Source organism: Streptomyces sp. NPDC016845, from assembly GCF_044332585.1.
Classification (GTDB): Bacteria; Actinomycetota; Actinomycetes; order Streptomycetales; family Streptomycetaceae; genus Streptomyces.
Window position 1 is genome coordinate 22105 of record NZ_JBIRPI010000032.1, and the last position, 24287, is coordinate 46391.

The window sequence follows — 24287 nt, forward strand, 5'->3', positions numbered from 1 at the left end:
AGCCCCGCTGGTCGCCCTGATCGTTTCCGGGAGGGCCCCGGGTATCCGGGCGGGCGCCGGGCAGGGCGTTGCCCGCTTTGATCAGCCGGTGTGGCCGGTCGAGCCTCCATCAGACCCGGAGCGGTTCACTTCACCAGACCCGGGGCGCATCTGATTGATGTCGGTCAGTGTGACTGGCGTACGGCGACCGGCAGTCACGGGACAGCGCTCAGCCGATGGCCTCTCGCGTCGGCGTACAGCCGACGCGAGAGGACTGCAACCTGATGACAGCTTTGCTGCGAAGACAACAATCACCAGGGGAAGGCGCCGGCCCCCTGGAACGAGACCATGAACCAGACGATCAGGGGAACGAAGACGAGGAGAACAACCACGGCGAAAGTCTTCGCCCAGGTCGCTGATTGCCCAAGGGGCTCCCCCGGCCCGGTTGGCTTCCTTCGGTTTTCAGGCATGATGGCTCACGGTTTGCTCATCGCACGGGTGAACGCCTGGGCATAGGCTGTGGTACCCGCGCTGTTCGGGTGGAATCTCTCGCGGCTTACGCACCAGCTTCCTCCGATCTCTCACATTTGAAGTCCCGTTGTCTGCCGGGGCTTTCACAATCTTGTTGATTCCCTCGGGATCGTCGCAAGCTCGTTTGCCTTCAAAATCGCTGTCGGGTGACGCGTAGAAACGGGTAGTCCGGCGGTTCTCAGGGGCGTGACCATGTGTTCCTGCTTGCTTGCCCGAGCCGGAGCAGGGCCGCGGGCGAGGCCCGGCGCGTCATCGTGCTGTCAGGCGATCTGTCCTCCCAGCGCACCACGGACCGGACTCGGGTCGTACTCAGGCGGCTGGTGCCCTACGCGTCCGTTTTCGAGGTGCGCTCCGTCCTGTCCTCACCGATCACCGGCACCTGCTTCCCGCCGTCTGACGAGCACGCCCTCGTCCGCCCCATGGAGTGAACAGTCCCGTGCCTCTCGACTTCCGCGACTGCTGAAGCTGTCCGGGGTGAGGTCCGCTTCGTCAGCAGGTGCTGGGAGCGGTCTTGCCGGTGAATCGATCCTTGAGCCAGGGAGCGCCGGCGCTGCTGGTGGCGGCGGTTGCGGCGATGTGGCCGGGAACGTAGTTGGTCGTGAACTTCACGGCGGCCCCGCGCCGGCACCAGTCGGCGGCGAGCTTTTCGCCGACCTTGTGGGGGACGACGTCGTCGAGACGGCTGTGGGAGAGCAGAATCGGCACGTCCGGCCTGTGGGTGCCGAGTTGCTGGTCGTCCACGATCTTCTTCCAGGGCGCGTTTTTGAGGCGCTCGGTCAGCGGCCGGCCGTCCGTGGTCAGGGAACGGGAGGTGAGGAAGGGGTACTTGGCGATGGCCTGGGTCGTGCACTGGTTGTCCCGCAGGTCTCGGGTGACCCGCTTGCCGTGCGGTGTGAGGTAGGAATCGATGTCGATGCCGTACGCGGCGCCGAGCCCGGACAGGGAGTAGTTGAAGAACGCTCCGTAGGCCGAGCCGTCGAGGTTGGCCGCCACCTTGTCGAGGTCTGCGGGCGGGGCACCGACGACCGCCCCCTTGATCTTCAGCTCCGGGGCGTAGGCGGGTGCGAGTTCGGCGGCTGCGGCGCTGGCGCCGCCGCCCTGGGAGTAGCCGTAGAGGGCGACCGGGCCGGCGTCGGGCAGGTGGGCCTCCTGCAGGCGCTGCGCTGCCCGCAGGGAGTCCAGGACCGCATATCCCTGGGCCGCGCGGTCCATGTAGGTGTGCACTCCGGGAGTGCCCAGGCCCTGGTAGTCGGGCACCACGACGGCCCAGCCCTGGTCGAGGAGATGCTTGATGGGCAGCGCCTCGTACTCGGTCCCCTCGGCCATCTGCCTCGAGGGCGAGCATTTGTCGGCCAGTCCCTGGGTGCCGGGGGCGAACGCGACGATCGGCCGCGGCCCCGAACGGGCCTTGTCGGGGGTGAGTACGGTGCCGGTGACCGCGATGGGCTTACCCGAGTGATCGGTGGTGCGGTACATGATCCGCTCGACGTCCGCGCCGGCCTTGACCAGCTTCAGCGAGTCCAGATAGAAGGCCGCCCGCTGCGAGCGGATGACGTCACCGTCCCGCTCGGGAAGGGAAGCGGGCGGTTCATAGAACGCCGGCCGGTCCGCCAGCACGGCCCCCGGCACAGGTGAGGTGGCGCCCGCCGGCGACGCACCGGCGTCGGCGGCCACCAACCAGCTCGAACAGGCGGCCAGGAGAACAACGGCCAGGCGCGGCAGGACCCTCACCGGATGCACACCCTCTCGATCAGCGGCCCGCACACCAGGCCATGATCGCGATCCTGAACGCCAAGGCTGCGCCCACGCAGCGCGCCAGGCTGACAGGTCACCTGATCGGAGCCCCGCGGAGCCCAGGGGGCGCTGCCCACGAACATGCGTGGCCACGCAGACCGCCTGGCTGCCGGCCTCCTCACGATTCCGCTGAGGCAGCCCGGCGCTGGGCGCAGCGCGGGCCGGCCGGTAACCACGAGCTATCGGCTTGTCCATCTACCCCTGGGCGGAACCGTCCCTGGGCGCGTGAAGCGCACAGCATGCCGCGTCCTCAAGGTCAGTTCTGGTAAGGACCGCTTCTGCGCGCGTGGAGCGCACGTCGCGGTGCGCTCGGCCCCCTGGATGTCCTTGGGACCGTCCCTGGGCGCGTGGAGCGCACCTGGTGGCCGCTGTGCCGATGCAGCAGGCGGCCGGGGGCCGTCCCTGGGCGCGTGAAGCGCATCCTGACTGATCTGCTCCTGATGCTCAATCCACGGCGAGTTCCCACCACTTTGACCGATTCCGACAACATACCCAAAACGGGGCACACGCGTTGAGACGGGTGGCTCGGTCGCCCGGCCGCTATGCCTGCCAGTCGATACGGGCCGGGCAGAGCTGCGCCGCTTCCTTCCGTGCTCGGGCACGGCGCTTCCTGCCCTCGTCATACGGCTGGTGCAGTCCACGGGCGTTCTACTCCCCCATTCAAGGGACGAGCTAGATCCGCCTCGACCTCGACCACGCCCTGGCGCTGTCCGCCACCAGCCGCCACGGCCACGACGTCCACCTGCGGACCCACACCCCCGCATTGCAGGGGCGCACCGAGGTCTGGCTGCACAGCGCGCACTTCAACCCGGCGCAGCGCGGCCCCAGGGTGGGGAAGGGTGGGCTGAGATCAGCGGTACGGGCCGCAGGTGCTCCCTGCATCCGCGTTGTCCGCGCCGGTGCCGACCGCGCCCATCGACCGGGTCACCCCGAGATGGTCACACAGATCTACAGTGCATCGGCGACCAGGCTGGTGCGCATGTGGTCGGCGATGGACCAGCCCACGACCTTGCGGCTGAAGCAGTCCAGCACGGTCGCGAGATAGAGGAGCTGGCCGCCGTCGTGGGCGCGGTAGCTGCAATCCAGTCGACGTGGCACGGCCTTGCTGCGGAGAATCAGCGCGTGAGCCTCAATGTGGACACCTTCATATACGAAGCCGACGGCAAGTGGACTCTTCTGGAGGATCCCGACGACGATTACAGCAAGACCAGGGCTGGATTCGAGAGCGCGCGCGAGAAGCTGTGGGGTTCTGCGGCGATGCAGGCGCTGGGAGCTCGTTTCTTTCCCCGGCTCGATGGCGACAACCTTCGGGTCGAGCCGAGGGAGGTCGATGACTTCCTGGCCGAGTGCGGGGCGATACGTCCGCACTTGGATCACCTTGGTGAAGTGAGCGGCTATGGCACGGAGTACGTCACCGAATGCTTCAACAACATCGTTGCCGCCTCCGTACGCGCCAAAGCCGAAGACGGCGGTGTCATCGTCTGGTGAGTACGGGCGGCCACCTCCACGGCGACCGTCAGGGTGTGAGCGACATCCTTCTCAATGTCGGCGGCACAGTTGACGAGGAGGTTCCTTCGGCCGTCGCTGTATCCGTCGTCGTACCGGTCGTCAGCGTCGAAGAGTTCGGCCTGAGTGACGAGCGAGTTGTCCCGGTCACTGCGGGCGGTACCCGTGCTCGGGCCGGTCGACGACGTCCTTGTCGAGGTCGCGGTGGGCCAGCTCGACGTCAAGGGCACGGTCGGCGAACGGCCGGGCAGCGTCGGCCGGTCCGTACGCGGCGGCCTGCTCGACGTCCCCGGCGATGACGGCGCGCAGGGCCATGGCGGTGATGGCGGCCCGGTGGCGTCCGCCGGCCGGCCCACCAGCGGGCGGAGGTTTCAGGGTCCCCGGCAAAGATCATGATGGTGCGGATGCCGGTGAACATGCCGTCCCCTCCAGGGGGTGCTCGGACTGCATCTCGATCTTGCCGCCGAGGCGCATCAGGAACGTACGGTCGGAGACCTTCCCGAGCGTCACGCCCTCGATGGCGCGGAGCTTGTCGACGATCTCGCCGGCGTGCGAGGTCGACGTGGCCGCGACGGTGACGTCGAGGCCGAGACGGTCGGCGTCGGAGGAGATGACGTCGAGCACGGTGACCGAGCCGCCCAGCGCCTCCATGGTGGCTGTCAGCTGCGAGACGGCGCTGCCGCCCGCGGGGACTTCGAGCCGGATGGTGATCGAGTAGGAGACGCTGGGCGCGCTCATTGGGACTGTCCTCTTCTGGGCTGGGCGCCGGGGCCGCTTGGGCCTTGGAATGCCGGGATGGGCGGGGTCAGCTGTCGGCGCCGACTTTGGTGGTGTCGAGCGCGGTGGGCGGGGGGCCCGGCGGGGTCTTGTCGGGGTACAGGGCGGCGTGGGCCTGCTGGGCGTTGAAGTCCTTCTCCCATTTGCCGATCACGATGGTGGCGACCGCGTTGCCGAGAACGTTGATGAAGACGCGGCCCTCGTTGAGGATCCGGTCGACGCCTACGATCAGGGAGAGGGCGGCGAGCGGGATGTGGCCGACGGCGGTGACGGTGCTGGCGAGGACGATGAAGGCGCCGCCCGCGATTCCGGCGGTGCCCTTGCTGGTGAGCATCATGACGCCGACCATGACGAGTTGCTGCTGCCACGACAGATCGATGCCCATGGCCTGGGCCAGGAACATCGAGGCCATCGTGAGGTAGACGGCGGAGCCGTCCAGGTTGAAGGAGAACCCGGAGGGGATGACGATGCCGACGACCGGGCGTCCGATGCCGAGAGTCTCCAGCTTCTTGACCAGCTGCGGCAGGACGGCTTCGCTGGAGCAGGTGCTCAGAGCGACGAGGAGTTCGGCCTTGAGGAAGCGCATCAGGGCGAACAGGCTCATGCGGCAGGCGCGCATGATGGCGCCGAGGACGACCAGGACGTAGACGATGCAGGTCGCGGTGAACAAGAGGATGAGGTAGGCGAGCTGCTTGAGGCTTTCGGCGCCGTAGGTGGCGACGACGGTGGCCAGGGCGCCGAAGGTGCCCAGAGGGGCCAGGCACATCACCCAGCCGACGATGCGGAACACCACGTCCGAGAGGGCCTTGATGCCGCGGGTCAGCGGGGCGCCGTCCTCACCGGCCATGTTCAGGGCGACACCGAAGACGATGGAGACCATGAGCGCGGCCAGGATCGCGTCGCCGGTGATCGCACCGAGCAGGGAGCTGGGGATCAGAGAAGAGATGAAGCCGGTGAAGGTGGCGTGTTCGGTGGCGGTCTGCGGCACGTCCTCGGCCCGCAGCGTGGAGGGATCGACGTCCAGGCCGGTGCCGGGGTGGAAGATGTTCGCGACCACCAGGCCGATCAGCATCGACACCAGCGACAGCACCAGGAAGTAGCCGATCGCCTTCACGCCGATGCGGCCGGCCTTGCGCAGGTTGTCCATGGAGGCGATGCCGGTGGTCACCACGCAGAAGACGACCGGGATCACGATCATCTTGACCAGTGCGATGAACCAGTCGTTGAGCGGCTTGAGTTCTGCGCCGAAACCGGGCGCGGCCAGCCCCACGGCGATACCGAGGACGGCGGCGAGGACGACCTGGAACCACAGTTCACGCAGCAGGCGGCTCAGCCTCGACCGTGGCGGGCCGTCGGTGGCGGTAGCGGATGTCATCGTTGGTGCTCCCTTGCACGACGATCGTGTGTTGCCCTGTCCCGTGAGGTGCCGGGGACGGCGTATGGCGGCTCGCGGTCCCCGGTGGCGTACGTGGCGCGTGTATGGAGCCGCGCCGGCGCGACGGCGCCCGCCCGTGAAGCGGGCGCGTGGTCGCGGTGCGGTGTGGCTCAGCTGTGCAGGGCGCGCAGCACCTTGTAGAAGGCGGCCTTGCCCTCGAAGCCGATGCCGGGGATGTCGGTGAGGCCGACGCGGCTCTTCTCGACGACGGCGTCGTCGGCGAAGCCGCCGGTGGGCTGGAACTCGCCCGGGTAGGACTCGTTGCCGCCGAGCTTGAGGGCGGCGGCGATGTGCAGGGAGAACTGGTGGCCGCCGTGCGGGATGCAGCGGCGCGAGGACCAGCCGTGCTGCTGCAGCATGTCCTGGATGCGCAGGTACTCGGTCAGGCCGTAGGACAGCGCCGGGTCGAACTGGAGGGTGTCGCGGTCGGGGCGCATGCCGCCGTAGCGGATGAGGTTGCGGGCGTCCTGGAGGGAGAAGAGGTTCTCGCCGGTGGCGATCGCCCCGGTGTAGTGCTCGGCGACGGTGGCGTTGAGGTGGTAGTCGAGCGGGTCGCCGATCTCCTCGTACCAGAACAGGTTGTACGGCTCGATGGCCCGCCCGTACTCGAGGGCGGTGGTGAGGTCGAAGCGGCCGTTGACGTCGACGGCGAGGCGGGAGCCTTCGCCGTCCAGGACGTCGATGACGGCCTCGATGCGGCGCAGGTCCTCGGCGAGGTCGGCGCCGCCGATCTTCATTTTGACGACGTCGTAACCCTGGTCGAGGAAGTTCTTCATCTCGTTTCGCAGGTCGGTGAGGGTCTTGCCGGGGGCGTAGTAGCCGCCGGCGGCGTAGACGAACACCGAGTCGTCGGGGGTGCCGTCACCGTGGCGGTCGGACAGGTAGCGGTACAGCGGCTGTTCCGCGATCTTCGCGGCGAGGTCGAAGAGGGCCATGTCGACGACACCGACGGCGACCGAGCGCTCGCCGTGGCCGCCGGGCTTCTCGTTGCGCATCATCACCTGCCACGCCTTGGCAGGGTCCAGCTCGCCGGCGTCGTTCAGCAGGCTGCCGGGCTCGGCGGCGGTCAGGCGCGGCAGGATGCGGCGGCGCAGGATCTCGCCGGCGCTGTAACGGCCGTTGGAGTTGAAGCCGTAACCGACGAGCGGCTTGCCGTCGCGGATGACGTCGCTCTCGATGGCGACGATCGAGCAGTCCATGGAGGAGAAGTCGATCCAGGCGTTGCGGATCGAAGAGCTGATCGGGACGACGCCCTCGTAGACGTTGGTGATCTTCACAGTCGCGACCCTTCTCGTAACTTATAAGATGTGAGAGCTGTTAGGGTGAGCTGCGCCCCAACGAGATGTCAAGGGGTCGCGACCTCGGGAAAGGAAACGGTCAAGAGGCCATGCCGAGCCAGAACATGTTCCTCAGCAAGAGCGATCTCGCCTATGCGGAGCTGCGCGACCAGATCCTCAACGGAAGCCTTGCGGCCGGCTCCAGGCTGGCGCAGTACGACCTCGCCGCCTCACTGAACATGAGCATCACCCCGCTGCGCGAGGCGATCCGGCGCCTGAGCAGCGAGGGGCTGGTGACCGTGGAGACCCACCGCGATGTGCGGGTGTCCACCATGACCGCGGACGAGGCCCGCCAGCTGTTCGAGGTCCGCCTCTCGCTCGATCCGACCGCGGCCGCACTGGCCGCCGCGCGCCGCACCGAGGACGACATCACCGCGCTGCGGGCCGCCGTCGACCAGCTCCTGCCCGTCACGCGCCAGTGGGGCGAGGGGGCCCTCTCCGCCCACCGCGTCTTCCACCAGACCCTGTACCGGGCCTCCCACAACGACGTCCTCATCAAGATGCTCGACGACCTGTGGGACAAGTCCGACCGCTACCGGCGCCTCGGCCTCGATCTGCCGCCCGGCGACGAGCCGCGCACCCGCGACCTTCAGGAACATCACCGGCTGGTCGACCTCGTCGTGGACGGCCAGGCGGACCGGGCCGCCCAGCTCATGCACGACCACATCGCCAACAGCCTCACCGCGACCGCCATCAGCGCCCTCGAGGTCCGCGAAACCCTTCCCTAGACCACACGCCGCGGAGGCGCCACACCGGAGGAACGACAGCCCCTGGCCGCGGTCGCGCACCGGCCCCTCCGGGGAGAGGCCCATGGACATCCGTCAGCTCGAGTACTTCCTGGCGATCGTCGACAGCGGCGGCTTCAGCCGCGCGGCGGTCCGCAGCCTGTACGGAGAGAGCGTTGCCCCGCCCACGGCACATCCACTGGTGCGCGGGGAACTGGAGCGGGGCGCGCTGCCGGCCGATGCCCGGCGCAGTCCGCGGCGGTTCCTTGAGGAGGCGCTTCTTCCGCACAAGCGGCTCGCTGAGTCCGGTGCGCTGCGGGCCCGCGCGTAACGGCGGGCCGTCATGTCGACCCGTGCAACCGTCCGTGCTCCGCCGGGGTCCTACCCGGGTATGGGATCATCTTCGCTCCGGCGTCGCACCGGGCGGCAGGGACTGCGCCTGTGGCCGGTCGGCACCGTCCTCGCGCTCGCCTTCACCGCCGCCCTGCTGGTCGCCGGTGCCGTCTTCTACACCGGATGGGACCTGCTCGGCGCCCAAGAGGTGAAACGTGAGCACCGCCTCGACTCCTCCACCTTCTTCGACCTGGTGAAGCTCTCCTTCGGCGTGGTGGCCGGCGCCGGGGCGCTGGTCGCGCTGGTCGTCGCCTACCGGCGCCAGCGCATCGACGAGGACGGCGCCCTGCGCGAGGCCACGCGTCTGCACACCGAGCGCTTCACCACGGCCGTCTCCCAGTTGGGCGACGCCTCCGCCGCGGTCCGCCTGGGCGGGGTGCACGCCCTGGCCGGCCTCGCCGACGATGCCCCGACGAGGGACCTGCGCCAGACCTCCATCGACGTGCTCTGTGCCTACCTGCGCCTGCCGTACACCGCGGAGTCCGACCTGCCGACGGACGACTCGGACGCCCGGCACGCTTATCTGGGGCTTCGCGAAGTCCGGCACACCGTCATCCGTGTCATCCGGGACCACCTACGCCTGGACGCCAGACACCCGCACTCCTGGTGTGGGCACGACTTCGACCTCACCCACGTCACCTTCGACGGTGGAGACTTCTCCGGAGCGACCTTCTCCGGCGGCGTGGTCGACTTCAGCGAAGCGGCCTTCTCCGCCGGCGTGGTCGACTTCCGTGACGCGACCTTCTCCGGCGGCATCGTCGATTTCCGCAGAGCGGCCCTCTGTGGCGGTGGGGTCAACTTCAGCAACGCGGCCTTCTCCGGCGGCGGGGTCGACTTCAGCGGAGCGGTTCTCTCCGGCGGCTGGCTCAATTTCCACGTCGCGCGTTTCTCCGGCGGCGCTGTCGACTTCAGCGCAGCGGACTTCTCCCGCGGCAGGGTCAGCTTCAGCAACGCGATTTTCTCCGGCGGCATCGTCGACTTCCGCGGAGCGGCCTTCTCCGGCAGCGACGTCGGCTTCATCGAAGCGGCCTTCTCCGGCAGCACCGTCGGCTTCCGCAACGCGACCTTCTCCAACGGCAGGGTCGACTTCCGCAACTCGACCTTCTCCGGCGGCGTGGTCAACTTCTACGTCGCGCGTTTCTCCGGCAGCGCCGTCGACTTCAGCGGAGCAGCCTTCTGCGGCAGCACCGCCGGCTTCAGCGAAGCGACCTTCTCCGGCGGCACCGTCACCCTCAACGAAGCGATCTTCTCCAGCGGCAGGATCAACTTTCAGAGCGCGATCTTCTCCAACGACACGGTCGACTTCCAGAGCGCGGCCTTCTCCGGCAGCACCGTCGACTTCAGCAGCGCCAGCGGTGAAGCCCCACGCGGGCTGATGCTGCCGAGTGGGCCTCCGCCAGGCGGGGTCAGTGTGCCCCCAGCCTGGTACACCTGATCGCGCTACAAGACGCGCCCTGGTGCCTCCGCCGTCGTCAGCGCATGAAGCACCCGCGCGCGCCGTGCCCCGACGGCGCAGGGAACGCGGCGTGCCAACCTCAGCAGCCAGTGACCCTCAAGGTGTCCTGGAGCATGTCGAGGACCTGGTAGAGGGTCAGACCGGCGCGGGCACTTTTGGGGCGAGCCGCTGTTCGGTCAGGAGGGCGTGGGCGGCGGTCGCCACGGTGACATGGTGGTGCCAGCCGGCCCGGGAACGGCCCTCGAAGTGGTCCAGGCCCAGGGCGTGCTTGAGTTCGCGGTAGTCGTGCTCGATGCGGCAACGGATCTTCGCCAGACGGACCAGGGCGGTGATCGGAGTGCGTCGGACAGGTCGGACAGCCAGAAGCGGGTCGGGTGTCCTCAGCGTCGGGCCACTCGGCCAGCAGCTGGAGCTGGAGCAGGAGCAGGAGCAGTAGCTGGATGCCGTCCCACCGGCCGCGTTCGGCCACCGCGGCCGCCTTGGCCATCCGGCGCGGACGCACTCCGGTCGGCCGGATGGACAGCGCGAGGAAACGGGAGGCCATCCGGGGGGCGTGAACCCTCCCGCCAGGTCACTTCCCCAAAGCCGTCCCGACCGGCGCTGGCGGTCAACTCGGCTGCGGGCACCGGTGGCTGCGGATAACGGGACACCGGTCGGCTGCCGGTGCCGGACCAGACCGGCAATGCAGGGACCGCCGCGCCCGGTTGGAGGGCCAGGTCGCCGCGGATGCCGGCCACGAAGTGGTGTCCCCGCTCGGTCAGGGCGGGGCGGAAGTCGGCGTTCTGGCCGTAGCCGGCGTCGGCCACCACCAGCGGCGGCGACAGCTGCCAGGCGGCCAGTTCATCCAGGGCGTCCAGCGCGAGGCGCCGCTTCTCCCGGTGCGTGACCTCCTGGGGCGGCCGGGTCCGCCTGCGCCGGTCGCCATTGAGCGCCCACTGCTCCGGCAGGAAAAGGCGCCAGGTGAGCGGGCATGAGACGCCCTCGGAGACCGCGTGCACGCTCACCGCGACCTGACAGTTGGCCTGCTGGTTCACGAACTGCTGCAGGTTCTGTTCATGCCGTCCGGCAGCCGCGAGGCCATGGCCTGGACCGACTTGCGGCGGCCGTCCATCATCAGGAGCCGGACAGGGCCCGTTCCGTCGAGGTCGGTGGTGCCGGTGGAGACGCGTGGCCGGTTGCGGGCCCACTTCTTGAGGTTCTTGAGGTCGCCGGCGCAATGGTGACAAGCACGCCGACGGGCGGCTGCCCGGGCTGCGTCACCTGCACGGAGCCCCGGACTGCGCTGCGTGTCGCGGCCACACGCAGCCTTCACCGTCACTTGGTGGTCAGAGGAAGCGGGCGATCTCGTCGTGGTGCTGCTGCAACGCGGGCGAGAGCGCGACCCGGCCTTCTTGCAGGAGGTTGCGTGCCATGGGACCGGCGGCGGGCTCGCCCTTGCCGAAGGCTTGGGCGAGGTGCTGGGCGTGAACGGGTTGCAGACTTTCTCCGAAGGGTGCTTCATGGGGGTCAGTGACAGCCTCGACCAGGCACGGCCCTTCGAAGGCCATCGCTTGAGTGAGAACCTCGGCGGCGTCGGCGGGATTCTCGATGCGGAAGGCTGTCAGGCCGCAGGCGCGGGCGACAGCGGCGAAGTCGATGGGGTGCAGCTCACAGCCCATCTGCGGGTTGCCCAGCAGAGCGGTCTGCTCCCACACCTCCAGCGCGAGGGAGTTGTTGCGCAGCACGACGACTTTGATGGGCAGGTCGTACTGGGCGAGGGTGGCCAACTCGCCCATCCCCATACTCATCGACCCGTCCCCGGTGAACGCGATCACCGGTCGGCCGGGGTGGGCCAACTGGGCGCCGATCGCGTAGGGCACGGCGGAACCCATGGTGCACAGGGTGCCGGAGAAGGAGTACTGCATGCCCCGGCGCAGCCTGAGCCGGCCGCCCCAGGCGGTGACGGAGCCGGCATCGCCCGTCACGATCGCGTGGTCCGGAAGGGCCTTGGACAGCTCCCAGGTCACCACCTGCGGTCGCATCGGTGTGCCCGACGTGGCGGCCTGCTCACCGATCAGGTCCCACCACCGGCGGTAGGTGGTCTGCGCCCGCTCCAGGAAGGACCGGTCCTCTTTGCGTTCCAGCAAGGGCAACAGCCGCTTCAGCACGGCGTCGGCGTGGCCGACCAGGCCGGTTTCGACGGGGTAGCGCATCGCGATGCGGTCGGCGTTGACGTCGATCTGTACTCCCCGCGCCTGACCGGGCCTGGGCCAGAACTCGTAGTACGGGGTGGAGGAGCCGACGATGAGGAACCCGTCGCACCCTTCGAACGCCTCGTGCGAGGCACGGGTACCGATCAGACCCATACCACCGGTGGTGTAGGGGCTGTCGTCCGGCACGCAGTCCTTGCCCAGACCTGCTTTGACGATCGGCGCGCCCAGCACGTCTGCGACCTGTTCGAGCACCTCACCGGCGCCTCGCGCACCGGCCCCGGCGCAGATCGCCACCCGCTCGCACTCGTTGAGAATGTGGGCGGCCCGACGTAGCTGCTCCTCGGGAGGAACAACGGTGAAGGGCTGACCGGCCAGGGAGACGTGGCCGGGCACGTTCTTCGGTGAGGGTGTGTCCTGCTGCAGCGTGAAGGACTGCACGTCGATGGGGATCGCCAGATGCGAGGGTGCGCGGTTCATCAGGGCGCTGCGCACCGCGAGGTCGGTGGCTGTGATGGCGTGCGCGGGACCCATGACGCGCTCGGAGAACAGACAAGCATGCTCGAACAACCGGTCAGAGGGAAGATCCTGCAGAAAGTGAGCACCGACCGTGTCGTGGTACGACAGGCCGGTGATCGCGATGACCGGTGCGCCGTCGATCCGGGCGTCATACAAGCCGTTGAGCAGGTGAACCGCCCCGGGCCCCGCGGTGGCCACGCACGCGGCGGGCCGGCCGGTGAACTTCGCGTACCCCACACAGGCCAGTGCGGCGGCCTCCTCATGGCGCACGTGCACGAACCGCATCTGGGGGTGGGTGCGCAAGGCCTCGAAGAAGCCGTTCACCTGATCCCCGCAGATACCGAAGCAGGTGTCGACGCCCCACTGCAGCAGCCGCTCCACCACCAGGTCCGATGTGGTCCTACGGTCGTCGCCCGCCTGGGACGGATCACTCATACGCGGTTCATCTCCTCGTCGCGGTGGCCTCGCACTCCTCCCCTGCCGCTTCCACCTGGCCCTGCGTGCTACGCAGGCTCGTCACAGATCCACCGAAATGGCCGCGACCTCCGCCTTCGAAACCCCCGCCCAGGCGTCCCGAACAGAGTGCAACTGGGCGTCAGCAAGATGGCAACCAACTCCTGCACGTACGCTCCCGGCCCGCGCCTGCCGCCCCTGCAAACCAACGGGGCGCGGGCCGGGGCGAGGTCAAGGTCTGGGTGAGGGCGGTTCGGCCGGTGTCCGCTTCCTGTCGGCGGGGAGCGGGGTGCCCCCGGTAGGCCGCAGTGGTGCGGACAGCGGCAGGGGCCGAGTCGGCGGGAGCGGGTGTGGCCGTATGGGGTGGTCTGGTCTGCCGGGGCGGGGCAGGGCCGGGGCAGGGCACCGCCGCTTCGGATGTCCCCGCAGCTGACTGACGTCGTGCTGCTGGCGTCAGCGTGCACTGGCGCATCCAACGTCGGAACAGGACCGACCGCAGCGGCAGATCGGTTCAGGGGCGGTCGAATCCCGCCATGAGTGGGCAGGCCTGTCACGCCGGACGCCGGACACGAGACGACCGTCCGACCGCCGGGCACCTACCCGACGGGCGGGTTCGGCCGCGGCAGACCGGTGGGGTACGCGATGTACTGGTCGCCGTCGTCTGCCGCAACGGGCATACAGCCGCCCGGGCGGACCGGTGGTCGAGCCGGGGCGGTGGCGGTGGCGGTGGAACACCTGCCGGCCCCAGACGTCCGCAGAACCCTGCGGCATGCCCCATGCACCTGCGCACCGCCCGCCTGCCGCCGGGAGCGGTTCGCAAAGATCTGCGCAAGACCAGGCGGGTACGGGTGTCGGTACTGAGCAAGGCGGCCCTGAGATCACCAGCGCATGCCGAGCTGATCGAGCGCGAGGCGGCGTTCGTCGGTGAGCTTGTCAGCGCGGCGGCGAACGTTCGCCGCCCACATGCCCAGGTCGACCAGGACGTCGCCCTCGGGCGTGGTCTCACGTCCAGTGGCAGCCGGCCTCGCGAGATCGGCAGGCAGGGCCTCGACGTGTTTGCGGGGGATGTTGAGGTGTCCTTCGCGGGCCCGGTACTGGCGGGCGGCAGCCATGTTCAGCGCCCACTTGTGATCCTGGGTCCGCTTCACCGGCTGCTCCTCCTCCGCGGCGGCCTGGATGCCGAGGGCGTTCTCCAGCAGCCACTGCTGCACGGGCTGCAGCTGCTCGAAGTCCAGGCGCTGCGCCTGCACCCAGCGTCCGAGGTCTTCGCCCTGAACGACGACCTCACCCGGCGCGGTCGGCAGGCCCCCGCCGCCGGCCAGGTACGCCTGCACGAGACGCAGGCAGCGCTGCCAGTTGTTGAGGGGTGCGGCCGGTCCGCCAGCTTGCCTACTCGGCCGCAGGGTCGTCTTCTGCTTGCTGGGCCTGGTGCGACTCCAAACGTCCCACCAGGTAGGCAAAGACGTTTGTCAGAAGTTTGGAGTTGCCTCGACCGCGTCCCCGCAGAACGATCGATACCGCAGACTGTCCGACACCGACGGCTCCCGCGATCTCGCGAATCGTGGGGGCTCCTGCGCGCTCGCGTAGGAGGTCCCACGTAGGCGCCATGTCATTTCTCTGCTTCAACTCTTCTAGCAGTTCGTGCCAGGCGATGCCCGCGAAGGGATCTTCGTCGCTGAGAGATTCCCGTTTCGGGCGAGCTGGCGGTAGGACGGGCCGGGCGGGTTGGGTGGGCTCGGCTCCCTTCAAGAGGATCTCCAGCACCTCCTTGTACTGCTCGTCATCTATCAAGTCCGCATCCAGCAAGCTCTTGAGCATCTTGATCTTGTCGCCGCACGCTTCAGCAGGGGATACGGAGTCCACACTTTTGCGCCGATGACGGATGGTCTTGACCGAACGCAACTCGAACCACCCAGCACGCCGTTCATGCGCTTGCTTCCTTCCGTCCATCAGCCGCAGGCGCTCGATCTCATCCTCAACCTGCGTACGCCTTCGCATCCATTCCGTCTCATCGCCTCCCCAGGCGCGCACGAGGGCAGCGAGGACGGGCACTGTCGGAATGCGCTCGCCTCGCAAAGCGGCGTGCAGCGTGGAGCGTGGCATGTTGTTCTCGGCCGCGATGGCATGGATCGTCTTGGCGTCGAAGCCCGCGTTATCGCGCAGTTGTCGCAGCGCAAGAGCGAACTGGGCGTGAGGGCCGTCTTCCGGAGAGAGCGGTGTCGCACGACGTGGCATCTGGTCTACACCTGTTGTCTCGCGTAGAGCGCGTTTTGTGCGCGTATTGTCTCGTCCCCCTTACGGACGCGACAACTACGTTGCGAAACTTCAACTCCCAATGCAGCGGCCACCGGACGCCCCTCAGCCTCGCAAGCATCAGGAGGACGCCCGGCGGCGGACCGCCGCTTTCGCGGCAGATAGGACGGCAACAGTGGTGCTGACGCCCTCTGGCAATGATGGCCCCCGCCACCCCCTCCACCGCAAGCCCCGCGCCATGCTGGTGCTGGTCGGCGTGGTCGTGGTCGCGGCTGCTCTTCCGCCTGACCACGTGAGCGCGATCGCCGAGGTGGTTGGCGCGGCGGCAGCGTCGACGGTGGTCCTGCGCGGGACGAGGGAGGACGGAGGGATGTTCGGCTGACCCTGCGCACGGGCTCGTTCGACGGGACCTGCGGGTGAGCACCGGCTACGGTCCGGTGTCCCATCCCCGGGCACCACCCGGGATCGATGTCGTCGAGCTGCTGGCGGCGCTCGTCGGTGAGCGCGCCGGTCGCCGACCCGACCGGCTCCCCGGCCTCCCGGCGTTGTCCGGTCTCGCTGAAGGTGAGGCAGCGTGAGTACCTGACCTGGGGTGCCTCAGTTTGAGCGAGACGGGGACGGGTCGATTTTCTCGCTCAAACTGAGGCAGTCTGGGCTGGCTTGGCGGCGATCAGCAGTGCGGCGAACGCTATTGGGGCGGCGGTCTGGTACCCGATCCAGACTTCACCCCCGCCGCTGCTCCCCCGCCAGGCCATCAGGGCGCCGACAAGTGCCGTCAGCACCCAGCCGCTGTCGTAGGCGACCATGAGCCAGGTGTAGGTGCGCATCGACCGGCTGCGCGTATACCCGATCTCGATGCCACCGCCGATCAGCAGGGCCACGCCTGAGACAACCAGCAGCCAGGCTGGCGTGTCGAGTAACCGGCCGAGCGCGGCAGCGCCGGCCATGTAGACAGCGGCGAGCAACACCTTGAAGGCGCCATCGGCGATGGCTCCCACCTTCTGGCGGGTCACCCGCGATGCCACGACTTGAGCCATGAGCGATCCTCTCTGACAGCTCTCTCGACTGGTTCCGTAACGAGATTACGGTAATAATCAAGCTATGAGAATGACGAGGGCAGAGGCCAAGGAACGCAACCGCCGCGCCCTGCTGGAGGCCGCGTTCCAGGTCGTGTCCCGGGACGGATACCGGGCCAGGCTCGATGAGATCGCCGAACGCGCCGACCTGACCACCGGCGCGATCTACTCTCTGTTCGGGAGCAAGAACGGCCTGGTGGTCGCTCTGGTCGCTGACCATCTGCGGCCGTACTACGAGGAGATCGAGCAGGCGGTTCCAGCTGAACTGGATCTGCTCGAAGCGGTCGACGCCTTCGCCCGGTACTACCGGCGTAGCTGTGACGCCCCCGACGCCCGGTCTGCCCTGTCGCTCCAGATCACCTTGCTGGATATGGCCCTGCACGACCCCGACCTGGGGGCCCAGCTCGCGGCGTCCATCCGATCGCAGGAAAACCACCTGATCGAGCTGTTCACCGGAAGATCGCACAACGGAAGCGTTGTGACGTCGCAACAGGCACAACGCCTGACCACCGCGCTCAGGGCACTGTTCGTCGGCCTCGGCCAGGGTGTCATTCTCGGCCTCGCCCCTGGCGCCGACGAGCAGTTCTTCGCCGACACCGCCCGCGCGTTGGCATCCGACATGTCCCTCGTCGATCACGGTGCGGATGCTTCGTAGTCGTCCACTCGGCGCCGACCAGGTACGGCGACCGTAGGCGCCAGGGGTGTCCGGTACCTCAGATTGACTGAGCTTGGCGTTTATCCTCGGCGGGTTTGGTGTTCCTTGATCGACTCGGCGCGTTTGACGGTCTTGCCGACGTCGTGGCGCTCGGCCGGGCGCTTATTCTTCGAGCCGGGAGGCCGTCCCGGGCCCGGCTTGGACGGTTTCGGTGCGGCCGCCGGACGGGCCGCCGTCGCGCGGACGTTGCGAAACCCCCGGCGGACGCGTGCGGGAGCGAGGCGGCGGGGCTCAGCGGGTCGCTCCCAGGGGCGGCGCAGGTCCTCGGCGAGGGGGCGGGCGAGGCGGAGCTGGGTGTGGGCGGCGATGACGAGCCAGGTCCACAGATCGGCGCTGTCGGCGTGGCGGACCTTCGGGGCGGTCCAGCCGAGCGTCTGCTTCAGGAGCCTGAAGGTGTGCTCAAGATCGAATCTGCGGAGGAACGACTGCCACCAGCGGTCCACGTCCGCCGGCGTCGCGGCGATGGCTGAGCACCACAGCCAGACCGGTTTCGGGTCGCGGTCGCCCGGCAGGCGCTCGACCTGTAGCCGCACCAACGCGCCCTGCAGGAGGGGCAGTTCCTCCTAGGTGGTCCATGCCCTGGTTGGTGATCATGCGGATGGATTCCAGCTGTTCGTAGGACATCAGGTGGGCCTCGTCGACGACGAGGACGGGGGTGCGTCCGCGTTCCCCGCGTTCGGCCAGCAGGACCTTGCCGGTCGCCGTGTTCACCGCAGCGCTGTGCCTGCCGCCGGTGGTCGCGGCCTTCACGGCACGCGAGACCCCTGAGGTGGCGACCGAGGACCTGGGTGAGCGGCCCATGGCGAGCGCGCCCACGAAGGGGAGCAGTCAAAGCACCGTCTGGGCCGAGTGGCGCCTGGACCGAAAGCCGGTGTGCGCCGGGAGCGGCAGGTCATGTGGTTCCTTCGACGGCAGCCGCGTGGCGTGCGGCCAGGTAGCCGAAGATCAGACCGGAACCGATTTGGCAGCCTGCTCCGGGGTACTCCGAAGCCGCCATGGAGTGGGCGTCATTGCCGCAGGCGTAGAGGCCGGGGATCGGGTCGTCATCCTCGTCGAGGACCTGCGCCGTCGCGTTCGTACGCAGGCCCAGTGAGGTCGCCAGCGGTGTGGGGACGACCGCGATCGCGTAGAAGGGGCTCTTCCGGATCGGGCCGAGGTTGGCGTTCGGGGTGTGGTCCGGGTCGCCGAACTGGCGCCCGTAGGGGCTGCTCCCTCTGCCGTATTGCTCGTCGGCGCCCGCTCGGGCGGCTTGGTTGCTGTCGGCGACCGTGCGCTCGAGACCGTGGGCGTCGATGCCGGCAGCGGTGGCTAGGTCTTGGAGCGTGCGCCCCGTGCGGAGGTAACCAGAGGTGATGTGCCGCTCGAGAAAACGTCGGGGGGTGTGCGGCCGGATCATGCCGAGGCCGTACCTGTGCAACGCGTGAGCGTCAGTCACCAGCCACGCCGGGATCGTGGGGGTGGACGCGTGGCGGGCGTACATGGCGCGCACGAAGTGGTGGTAGGAGGCGGACTCGTCGGTGAAGCGGCGGCCGGCCGCGTCGACGGCGATGATGCCGGGCTTGGCCCGGTCCCAGATGTGCGGGAACACGGCGGTGGAGCCGTCGCGGCGGCGGCCGATGGAGCTGGGGAACCAGAGGGCGTTGTCATCCCGGGGTACGCCCAGGGTTCCGCCGACCGCGCGTGCGAGCGCGATCGCGTCACCGGTGGCACTTTCGGCCGCCCGGGTGAACTGTGGTGTGGGGGACGGAAGATGAGCGGCCCGCAGGGGGGCTGCCGCGGGGAAGCCGCCGGTGGCCAGGACGACACCTTTGCGTGCGCCGACGCGGACGGTGCGGCCTTGGTGGGTAACGGCCGCTCCGACAACGCGCCCGGTGGCGTCGGTGATGAGTCCCCTCGCGCGGGCGGAGAACCAGGCATGGCCACGGCGGCGGAGCAACTGGTGGTAGAGGTGCGCGACGAGAGCGTTTCCCATGGTCAGCCGGGTTCCGCGGGGCCATGCGGCCGCGCGGTCCCGCGCCCACCGCAGGCCGAGGCGCAGGGCCAGGGCGATGCCGCGCGGTGAGCCGTGGAAGATGCCGAGCAGCTGGTCGGTCTCAGGACGGCGGACCATGAGGGTGCCGTGGAACAGGGCGAACTCCGGAACGGGGTGCCGGATGCGGGCGAATTCGGCCCGGCCCAGTACGCGGCCGTCGAAGGTCTGGGGTTCCAGGGCTCGGCCGACGCCATGGCCGGGGAGGTCGGGGTGATAGTCGACCGCGGATCTGGAGTGCCAGAAATCTATGCTGAGCTGCTTTTCCAGGTAGTCGAGCGCTTCGGGTCCGTGAGCGAGGTAGCTTTCGCGCAGAGCCCTGGGGGCACGCTCTCCGATCAGGGTGTCGAGGTAGATGCGGGCCGCTTCGGTGTCGGCCGCGGGATCTTGTTGGTGACGGTGGCCCGGTATCCAGGCGGTACCGGCCGAGTAGGCGGTGGTGCCGCCGAGCCGCTCGGTCTTCTCCAGCACGAGGACGCTGAGGCCTTCCTGTGCGCCGACGGCTGCCGCGCCGAGACCGGCCGCTCCGGAGCCGAGGACGAGCAGATCTGTCTCGTGGTCCCAACTGTCCGTCATGCGGTGGCGTGCCTCTCTCGTGCGGGTGGCCCGCGGCGTGCGGGCTGGTGCGTCATGTTGCGCCGTGAGTGACGAGGTGCCGGCGGACCGCGCCACGGGGCTGGGGCGGGTTGATAGGGCCCGGGTCAGGTGTGCGCCTGAAGGTCGGCGGTGATTTCGGCGAAGTCGGCGAGCATGTGGGAGGTGAACGGCTTGCGGCCGGTGAAGAGCCGGAAGGCGTCGGCCGCTTGGTGGACGAGCATGTGTCCGCCGTGGAAGACGGTGCACCCCCTGGTGTGGGCGGCGTGCAGGAGTGGTGACCACAGCGGGTGGTAGTTGACGTCGGCGACCCAGAGCCCGGGGTGCAGCGAGGCTTCGGGCACGGGAAGTCGGAGGTCGTGTTCGGTGCCTACGGGCGAGGCGTTGACCAGCCCGTCGGCGTGGGCCAGAAGGGTGTCGGCCTCCGCTGCGGTGCAGGCCTGGGCCCGGTCGGCCCCGGCCTGTTCGTTGAGCGCCTTGGCGAGATCGTGTGCCCGGTCGAGGTTCGGGTCCGTGATCATGAGACGGTGCACGCCGAGATCCAGCAGGGCGTGTGCCACGGCCGCGCCGGCGCCGCCGGCTCCCAGTTGCACGACGCGCCCGGGGGCGGCGTCGGGTGCGTTCCGGCGGAAGGCGGCGGCGAAGCCGGTGATGTCGGTGTTGTGGCCGACGGCGCGCCCGTCCTCGGTGAAGACGATGGTGTTGACGGCCCCCGCCCGGGACGCGGCAGGGGACAGTCGGTGGAGGTAGGGGATCACGAGTTGTTTGTAGGGGCGGGTGATGTTCAGTCCTGAGAAGGCGGCCAGCTGGGCATGGCGAATGCGTTCACCCAGCCGTTCGCTCCGCTCGTGGAGGGGTGGGTCCAAGTCCTGCAGGCGGTAGAGGCATCGCAGGCCGTGCCGACGCGCTTCACGCTCGTGCAGTTCCGGGCTGAGGGACTGCTTGATGCCCGTGCCGATGAGAGCCAGGAGGTACGACTTCTGAGTCATGACTGCTCCACGCACGCTATGGACTATCTAGTTCGTTATGAATATCAGCGCGTGTCTGCCGGCGTGAAGCCGTCGTGCCCAGGTTTTTCCGCGGGTCACAGCCCCAGATAGACCTCGCGCACGCGGGGATCGTGGCTGAGCGCGGCTGAGCTGCCGGTCATGGCGGCCTCGCCGTTCTCCATGACGACGCAGTGGCTGGTGACTCCGAAGGTCAGTTTCGCGTTCTGCTCCACCAGCAGCAGGCTCAGGCCCTCGTCCCGCAGTTTGAGCAGCACGTCGAGGATGTTGCCGACGAGTTTGGGGGACAGCCCCATGGAGGGCTCGTCCAGGATGAGCAGGCGGGGCCGGCTCATGAGAGCCCGGCCCATCGCGAGCATCTGCTGCTGGCCGCCGGAGAGCGCGCCCGCAAGACGGTGCTTCATCTCGCCGAGGACGGGAAACAGGTCGTAGACCTCGTCGAGCTGCTGGTGCACTTCCTTGTTCCAGGCGCGGGCGTACGCGCCCAGGAGGAGGTTCTTCTCCACCGGGAGGCCGGGGAAGACATGGCGTCCTTCGGGGACGTAGCCGATGCCGTGGCGGACCATGTCGCGGGCCTTGGCCTTGGAGAGGTCCGTCTCGCCCAGGGTGATGCGGCCGCCGCTGCGCGGCACGAGTCCCATGAGGGCTTTGAGCGTGGAGGTCTTGCCGGCGCCATTGGCACCGATGATGCCCACGGACTGGCCGGACTCGACGGTGAAGCCGACGTTGCTGACCGCGCAGACGCCCCCGTAGTGCACGCTGAGGTCATCCACTGTGAGACGGGGCGCCGGGCCGGAGAGGGTGGACTTCACGACGTGGCCTCCTTGGCGCGGTCCGGGCGGCCGGACTCCGTGGGGTGCTCGGGCTGTGGATCACTCGGTTCGGAGTCGCCCAGGTATGCCTCGATCACCTCAGGGGTCGCGACGACCTCCTGTGGCGTACCCTCCGCGATGATCTTTCCGCTGGACAGCACCGTGACCTTCTCGCACAGCGACATGACCAGCCCCATGTTGTGCTCGATGAGGATGACCGTGGTGCCGCTGTCGCGGATCGAGCGGACGATGCGGACGAGTTGCTGGACCTCTTCGCCGTTGAGTCCTGCGGCCGGTTCGTCGAGGAGCAGCAGCCGGGGCCGGGCGGCCATGGCGCGCGCGATCTCGATGCGGCGCTGGATGCCGTAAGGCAGTGAGGTGGGCTCCGCGTCGGCGAAGTCGGCCAGCCCGTAGCGGGCGAGGATGTCGTCGGCCTGGGTTCGTAGACGGCGTTCTTGCCGGAGGACGCCGGGCTGCCACAGTGCGTAGCGCCAGATGGCGTGGGTGCGGGAGCGGTCCAGGGCGACCAGGACGTTCTCTCGTACGGTCAACTGCCCGAAGAGGCGCAGGTTCTGGAAGGTGCGCGCCATCCCGGCCAGCGACAGGGCGTAGGGGCGGGCTGTGGTGGTGTCGGTGTCGGCGAAGTGGACCGTGCCGGAGGTGGCTCGGTAGAAGCCGCTGATGACGTTGAACAGGGTGGTCTTGCCCGAGCCGTTGGGGCCGACGATGCCGCGGATCTCGCCGGCGTCGACGGTGAGCGAGACTTCGTCGAGGGCGCGCAGGCCGCGGAAGTGTTTGCTGATGGAGGCGATACGTAGGAGCGCGGGGCCCGGCGTGGTCCGCGCTGGTTCGTAGGGGGTGAAGGCGCGCAGTTCGGCGCGGGCGGTGCTGTGTCCGCGTCGGTGGCGGTAGAGGCTGAGGAGGCGTGCGGGGATGCCGGCCAGGCCGGTGGGGGCGAAGACGACCATGAGGACGACGACGACGCCGTAGCCGAGCTGGGCGTAGGTGGAGAAGTCCGAGAGCCATTCACGTACGAGGGTCAGGCCGATGGCGCCGATGACGCAGCCGACCAGGGAGCGGCGGCCGCCGATGATGACCATGGCGAGCAGGATGAACATGTTGCTGATGGAGAACGTCTCGGGTGCCACGTAGCGGATGAGGCCGCCGTACAGGATTCCGGCCAGGCCGCCGTAGAGGCTGGCGAGGAGGAAGGCGGTCATGCGCAGCAGCGGGATCTCGGCGCCCATCGCGCCTGCGGCCAGGGAGTCGTCGCGCATGGCGCGCAGGCGGCGGCCGAGCGAGGTGTGGACGACGAAGAGTCCGAACAGCAGGCCGAGGGCGAAGACGATCGCTTCGAGATAGTAGTAGAGGTATTCGCTGGACAGGTCGATGCCGGGCAGGGAGGGTGCCGGGATGCCGGAGATGCCGTCGGCGCCGCCGGAGATGTCGGCGTTGGTGATCCAGTTGATGAAGCCGAGGGCCAGTCCGAGGGTGACGATGCCCAGGTAGTGCGACTGCATGCGGAGCGCGGGGATGCCGACGAACAGTCCTGTCGCCACGGCGGCCAGCAGGGCGAGGACGGCGGCGGCCCAGAAGCCGTAGCCGGTGTGGGTGGTGAGGATGGCGAGGCTGTAGGCGCCGACGCCGAAGAAGGCGACCTGGGCGAGGTTGATCTGGCCGGAGATGCCCATGGCCAGGCCCATGCCGATGGCGAGCAGGGCGTAGATGAGGGCGATGTTGACGACGTGGATGGTGTAGGTGCCGAGCCCGTAGGGCAGGGCCCAGGCCGCGATGACGATCGCGGCGATCGCGGCGACGCGGGGTTTCATGAGCGAGTTCATGCGCGGCTGACCGTCCTTTCGCCGAAGATGCCGGTGGGGCGGACCATGATGGCCACGGTGAACACCAGGAACGTGACGAGGACCGAGTAGCCCTGGAAGTGGCCTGCGGCGTAGGAGTCGAGGACGCCGATGATGATGCCGCCGGTCACAGCGCCGTTGATGGAGCCGAAGCCGCCGAGCATGGCGGCGGCGAAGCCCTTGATGCCCAGCGCGCCGCCGAGGGAGGCGTCGACGTAGAGCATGGGGCCGACCAGGCCCCCGGCGAGCGCGGCGAGGCCGGCGCCGATGGCGAAGGCGAGGGCGTTGCTGCGGCCGACGTTGATGCCGATGGCGGTGGCGGCCTCGTGGTCCATGGCGACGGCCTGCATGGCGACGCCGCGTTTGGTGCGGGAGAGGAAGAAGCTGAGAGCGACGACGGCGAGCGCGGCGACGCCCATGACGAGCAGGTCGTAGGTGCGGATCCGGATGCCGAAGACGTCCAGCGGTGCGGAGTCCAGCGGTGAGGGGACGGCGCGTCCGGTGGTGCCCCAGATGAGGATGGCGACGGCCTGCAGGACGATGCCGAAGCCGATCGTGCCGATCAGCATCAGGTCGAAGTCCTTGTTCTCCAGCGGTCGCAGGACCCGCTCGATGACCAGGCCGATGGCGCCGGTGACGACGATGGCCACGGCCATGGCGACGGCGAAGGGCAGCTTGGAGGTGAGGTAGAAGGTGGACGCGGCGTACGCGCCGATCATGGCGATGTCGGCGTGGGCGAAGTTGACCAGGCCCATGGTGCGGTAGACCAGGGAGAAGCCCATGGCGACCAGGGCGTAGATCGCTCCGAGGCTCAGTCCGCTGACGAGGGTTTGGAAGGTGTCCTGCAC

The 24287-nt window shown here is 68.7% G+C and carries 20 protein-coding genes and 3 pseudogenes; 6 read left to right on the forward strand and 17 right to left on the reverse strand.

Translation table 11 applies throughout. The features are described 5' to 3' along the window. Positions 1 to 999: 999 nt before the first annotated feature. Positions 1000 to 2241 carry an alpha/beta fold hydrolase gene (locus tag ACH4RC_RS38715; protein WP_398209199.1) on the reverse strand — a complete coding sequence of 414 codons (1242 nt, stop codon included), beginning with the start codon at positions 2239 to 2241 and terminating at the stop codon, positions 1000 to 1002. 1011 nt (positions 2242 to 3252) lie between these two features. Next, positions 3253 to 3402, reverse strand: a complete 150-nt coding sequence (locus tag ACH4RC_RS38720; protein ID WP_398209266.1) for a DDE-type integrase/transposase/recombinase — start codon at positions 3400 to 3402, stop codon at positions 3253 to 3255. Between the two features lie 24 nt (positions 3403 to 3426). Here ACH4RC_RS38720 and ACH4RC_RS38725 point away from each other — a divergent pair, with 24 nt between their 5' ends. Continuing rightward, positions 3427 to 3792: a hypothetical protein gene (locus ACH4RC_RS38725; protein WP_398209201.1), complete on the forward strand. Its 366-nt coding sequence runs from the start codon at positions 3427 to 3429 to the stop codon at positions 3790 to 3792. Between the two features lie 165 nt (positions 3793 to 3957). Here the strand turns inward: ACH4RC_RS38725 and ACH4RC_RS38730 are convergent, their stop codons facing one another. The 4 genes and pseudogenes from ACH4RC_RS38730 to ACH4RC_RS38745 form a co-directional block, all read right to left on the reverse strand. Then, positions 3958 to 4125, reverse strand: a complete 168-nt coding sequence (locus ACH4RC_RS38730) for a hypothetical protein (protein WP_398209203.1) — start codon at positions 4123 to 4125, stop codon at positions 3958 to 3960. A gap of 114 nt (positions 4126 to 4239) precedes the next feature. Further along, positions 4240 to 4548: pseudogene (locus ACH4RC_RS38735) on the reverse strand (NAD-dependent malic enzyme); the annotation flags it as partial. 67 nt (positions 4549 to 4615) lie between these two features. Then, positions 4616 to 5962 carry a cation:dicarboxylate symporter family transporter gene (locus ACH4RC_RS38740; protein WP_398209205.1) on the reverse strand — a complete coding sequence of 449 codons (1347 nt, stop codon included), beginning with the start codon at positions 5960 to 5962 and terminating at the stop codon, positions 4616 to 4618. A 170-nt stretch (positions 5963 to 6132) separates the two neighbouring features. Continuing rightward, complete coding sequence (locus ACH4RC_RS38745; RefSeq protein WP_398209207.1) at positions 6133 to 7299, reverse strand: mandelate racemase/muconate lactonizing enzyme family protein; 1167 nt, start codon at positions 7297 to 7299, stop codon at positions 6133 to 6135. Between the two features lie 110 nt (positions 7300 to 7409). Between ACH4RC_RS38745 and ACH4RC_RS38750 the strand changes: the two genes are divergently transcribed. The 3 genes from ACH4RC_RS38750 to ACH4RC_RS38760 all read left to right on the forward strand — a co-directional run bounded on the left by ACH4RC_RS38750 (position 7410) and on the right by ACH4RC_RS38760 (position 9912). Then, positions 7410 to 8087, forward strand: a complete 678-nt coding sequence (locus tag ACH4RC_RS38750; protein ID WP_398209209.1) for a GntR family transcriptional regulator — start codon at positions 7410 to 7412, stop codon at positions 8085 to 8087. A gap of 82 nt (positions 8088 to 8169) precedes the next feature. Next, positions 8170 to 8415 (forward strand): hypothetical protein, encoded by a 246-nt coding sequence (locus ACH4RC_RS38755; protein ID WP_398209210.1) that lies wholly within the window; start codon positions 8170 to 8172, stop codon positions 8413 to 8415. A 60-nt stretch (positions 8416 to 8475) separates the two neighbouring features. Next, the gene (locus ACH4RC_RS38760) at positions 8476 to 9912 is read left to right on the forward strand and encodes a pentapeptide repeat-containing protein (RefSeq protein ID WP_398209211.1); all 1437 of its coding nucleotides are present in this window, start codon (positions 8476 to 8478) and stop codon (positions 9910 to 9912) included. Between the two features lie 156 nt (positions 9913 to 10068). Here ACH4RC_RS38760 and ACH4RC_RS38765 read toward each other — a convergent pair. The 4 genes and pseudogenes from ACH4RC_RS38765 to ACH4RC_RS38780 all read right to left on the reverse strand — a co-directional run. Continuing rightward, a pseudogene (locus ACH4RC_RS38765) lies at positions 10069 to 11059 on the reverse strand (IS701 family transposase); the annotation flags it as partial. 199 nt (positions 11060 to 11258) lie between these two features. Continuing rightward, a complete protein-coding gene (locus ACH4RC_RS38770) occupies positions 11259 to 13076 on the reverse strand; it encodes a thiamine pyrophosphate-dependent enzyme (protein WP_398209213.1) in 1818 nt (605 codons plus the stop codon). An 896-nt stretch (positions 13077 to 13972) separates the two neighbouring features. Next, on the reverse strand, positions 13973 to 14428 hold the full coding sequence (locus ACH4RC_RS38775) for a helicase associated domain-containing protein (protein ID WP_398209215.1): 456 nt from the start codon (positions 14426 to 14428) through the stop codon (positions 13973 to 13975). 55 nt (positions 14429 to 14483) lie between these two features. Next, a complete protein-coding gene (locus ACH4RC_RS38780) occupies positions 14484 to 15329 on the reverse strand; it encodes a helix-turn-helix domain-containing protein (RefSeq protein WP_398209217.1) in 846 nt (281 codons plus the stop codon). Positions 15330 to 15585: 256 nt separating this feature from the next. Here ACH4RC_RS38780 and ACH4RC_RS38785 point away from each other — a divergent pair, with 256 nt between their 5' ends. Next, on the forward strand, positions 15586 to 15729 hold the full coding sequence (locus ACH4RC_RS38785; protein WP_398209218.1) for a hypothetical protein: 144 nt from the start codon (positions 15586 to 15588) through the stop codon (positions 15727 to 15729). 253 nt (positions 15730 to 15982) lie between these two features. Here ACH4RC_RS38785 and ACH4RC_RS38790 read toward each other — a convergent pair whose 3' ends face one another. After that, positions 15983 to 16384 (reverse strand): hypothetical protein, encoded by a 402-nt coding sequence (locus tag ACH4RC_RS38790; RefSeq protein WP_398209220.1) that lies wholly within the window; start codon positions 16382 to 16384, stop codon positions 15983 to 15985. Positions 16385 to 16454: 70 nt separating this feature from the next. Between ACH4RC_RS38790 and ACH4RC_RS38795 the strand changes: the two genes are divergently transcribed. Next, entirely contained in the window at positions 16455 to 17078 is a 624-nt protein-coding gene (locus ACH4RC_RS38795) for a TetR/AcrR family transcriptional regulator (protein ID WP_398209221.1), read from the forward strand. Positions 17079 to 17158: 80 nt separating this feature from the next. Here ACH4RC_RS38795 and ACH4RC_RS38800 read toward each other — a convergent pair. The 6 genes and pseudogenes from ACH4RC_RS38800 to ACH4RC_RS38825 form a co-directional block, all read right to left on the reverse strand. Next, positions 17159 to 17698: pseudogene (locus tag ACH4RC_RS38800) on the reverse strand (transposase); the annotation flags it as partial. 332 nt (positions 17699 to 18030) lie between these two features. After that, entirely contained in the window at positions 18031 to 19743 is a 1713-nt protein-coding gene (locus ACH4RC_RS38805) for an FAD-dependent oxidoreductase (RefSeq protein WP_398209223.1), read from the reverse strand. A 125-nt stretch (positions 19744 to 19868) separates the two neighbouring features. Next, positions 19869 to 20750, reverse strand: a complete 882-nt coding sequence (locus tag ACH4RC_RS38810) for a shikimate dehydrogenase (RefSeq protein WP_398209224.1) — start codon at positions 20748 to 20750, stop codon at positions 19869 to 19871. A gap of 95 nt (positions 20751 to 20845) precedes the next feature. After that, entirely contained in the window at positions 20846 to 21580 is a 735-nt protein-coding gene (locus ACH4RC_RS38815; protein WP_398209225.1) for an ABC transporter ATP-binding protein, read from the reverse strand. Beyond that, entirely contained in the window at positions 21577 to 23421 is a 1845-nt protein-coding gene (locus tag ACH4RC_RS38820) for an ATP-binding cassette domain-containing protein (RefSeq protein ID WP_398209227.1), read from the reverse strand. The genes ACH4RC_RS38815 and ACH4RC_RS38820 overlap by 4 nt, the downstream gene beginning before the upstream one ends. Continuing rightward, positions 23418 to 24287 (reverse strand): branched-chain amino acid ABC transporter permease, encoded by an 870-nt coding sequence (locus tag ACH4RC_RS38825; RefSeq protein WP_398209228.1) that lies wholly within the window; start codon positions 24285 to 24287, stop codon positions 23418 to 23420. Before ACH4RC_RS38825 ends, ACH4RC_RS38820 begins: the two co-directional genes overlap by 4 nt.

Coding starts and splice junctions, on each gene's coding strand:
- ACH4RC_RS38730 (WP_398209203.1), bottom strand. CDS start 4,125: ATGGCCCTGCGCGCCGTCATCGCCGGGGACGTCGAGCAGGCCGCCGCG.
- ACH4RC_RS38740 (WP_398209205.1), bottom strand. CDS start 5,962: ATGACATCCGCTACCGCCACCGACGGCCCGCCACGGTCGAGGCTGAGC.
- ACH4RC_RS38750 (WP_398209209.1), top strand. CDS start 7,410: ATGCCGAGCCAGAACATGTTCCTCAGCAAGAGCGATCTCGCCTATGCG.
- ACH4RC_RS38755 (WP_398209210.1), top strand. CDS start 8,170: ATGGACATCCGTCAGCTCGAGTACTTCCTGGCGATCGTCGACAGCGGC.
- ACH4RC_RS38760 (WP_398209211.1), top strand. CDS start 8,476: ATGGGATCATCTTCGCTCCGGCGTCGCACCGGGCGGCAGGGACTGCGC.
- ACH4RC_RS38770 (WP_398209213.1), bottom strand. CDS start 13,076: ATGAGTGATCCGTCCCAGGCGGGCGACGACCGTAGGACCACATCGGAC.
- ACH4RC_RS38780 (WP_398209217.1), bottom strand. CDS start 15,329: ATGCCACGTCGTGCGACACCGCTCTCTCCGGAAGACGGCCCTCACGCC.
- ACH4RC_RS38785 (WP_398209218.1), top strand. CDS start 15,586: ATGCTGGTGCTGGTCGGCGTGGTCGTGGTCGCGGCTGCTCTTCCGCCT.
- ACH4RC_RS38790 (WP_398209220.1), bottom strand. CDS start 16,384: ATGGCTCAAGTCGTGGCATCGCGGGTGACCCGCCAGAAGGTGGGAGCC.
- ACH4RC_RS38795 (WP_398209221.1), top strand. CDS start 16,455: ATGACGAGGGCAGAGGCCAAGGAACGCAACCGCCGCGCCCTGCTGGAG.
- ACH4RC_RS38805 (WP_398209223.1), bottom strand. CDS start 19,743: ATGACGGACAGTTGGGACCACGAGACAGATCTGCTCGTCCTCGGCTCC.
- ACH4RC_RS38810 (WP_398209224.1), bottom strand. CDS start 20,750: ATGACTCAGAAGTCGTACCTCCTGGCTCTCATCGGCACGGGCATCAAG.
- ACH4RC_RS38820 (WP_398209227.1), bottom strand. CDS start 23,421: ATGAACTCGCTCATGAAACCCCGCGTCGCCGCGATCGCCGCGATCGTC.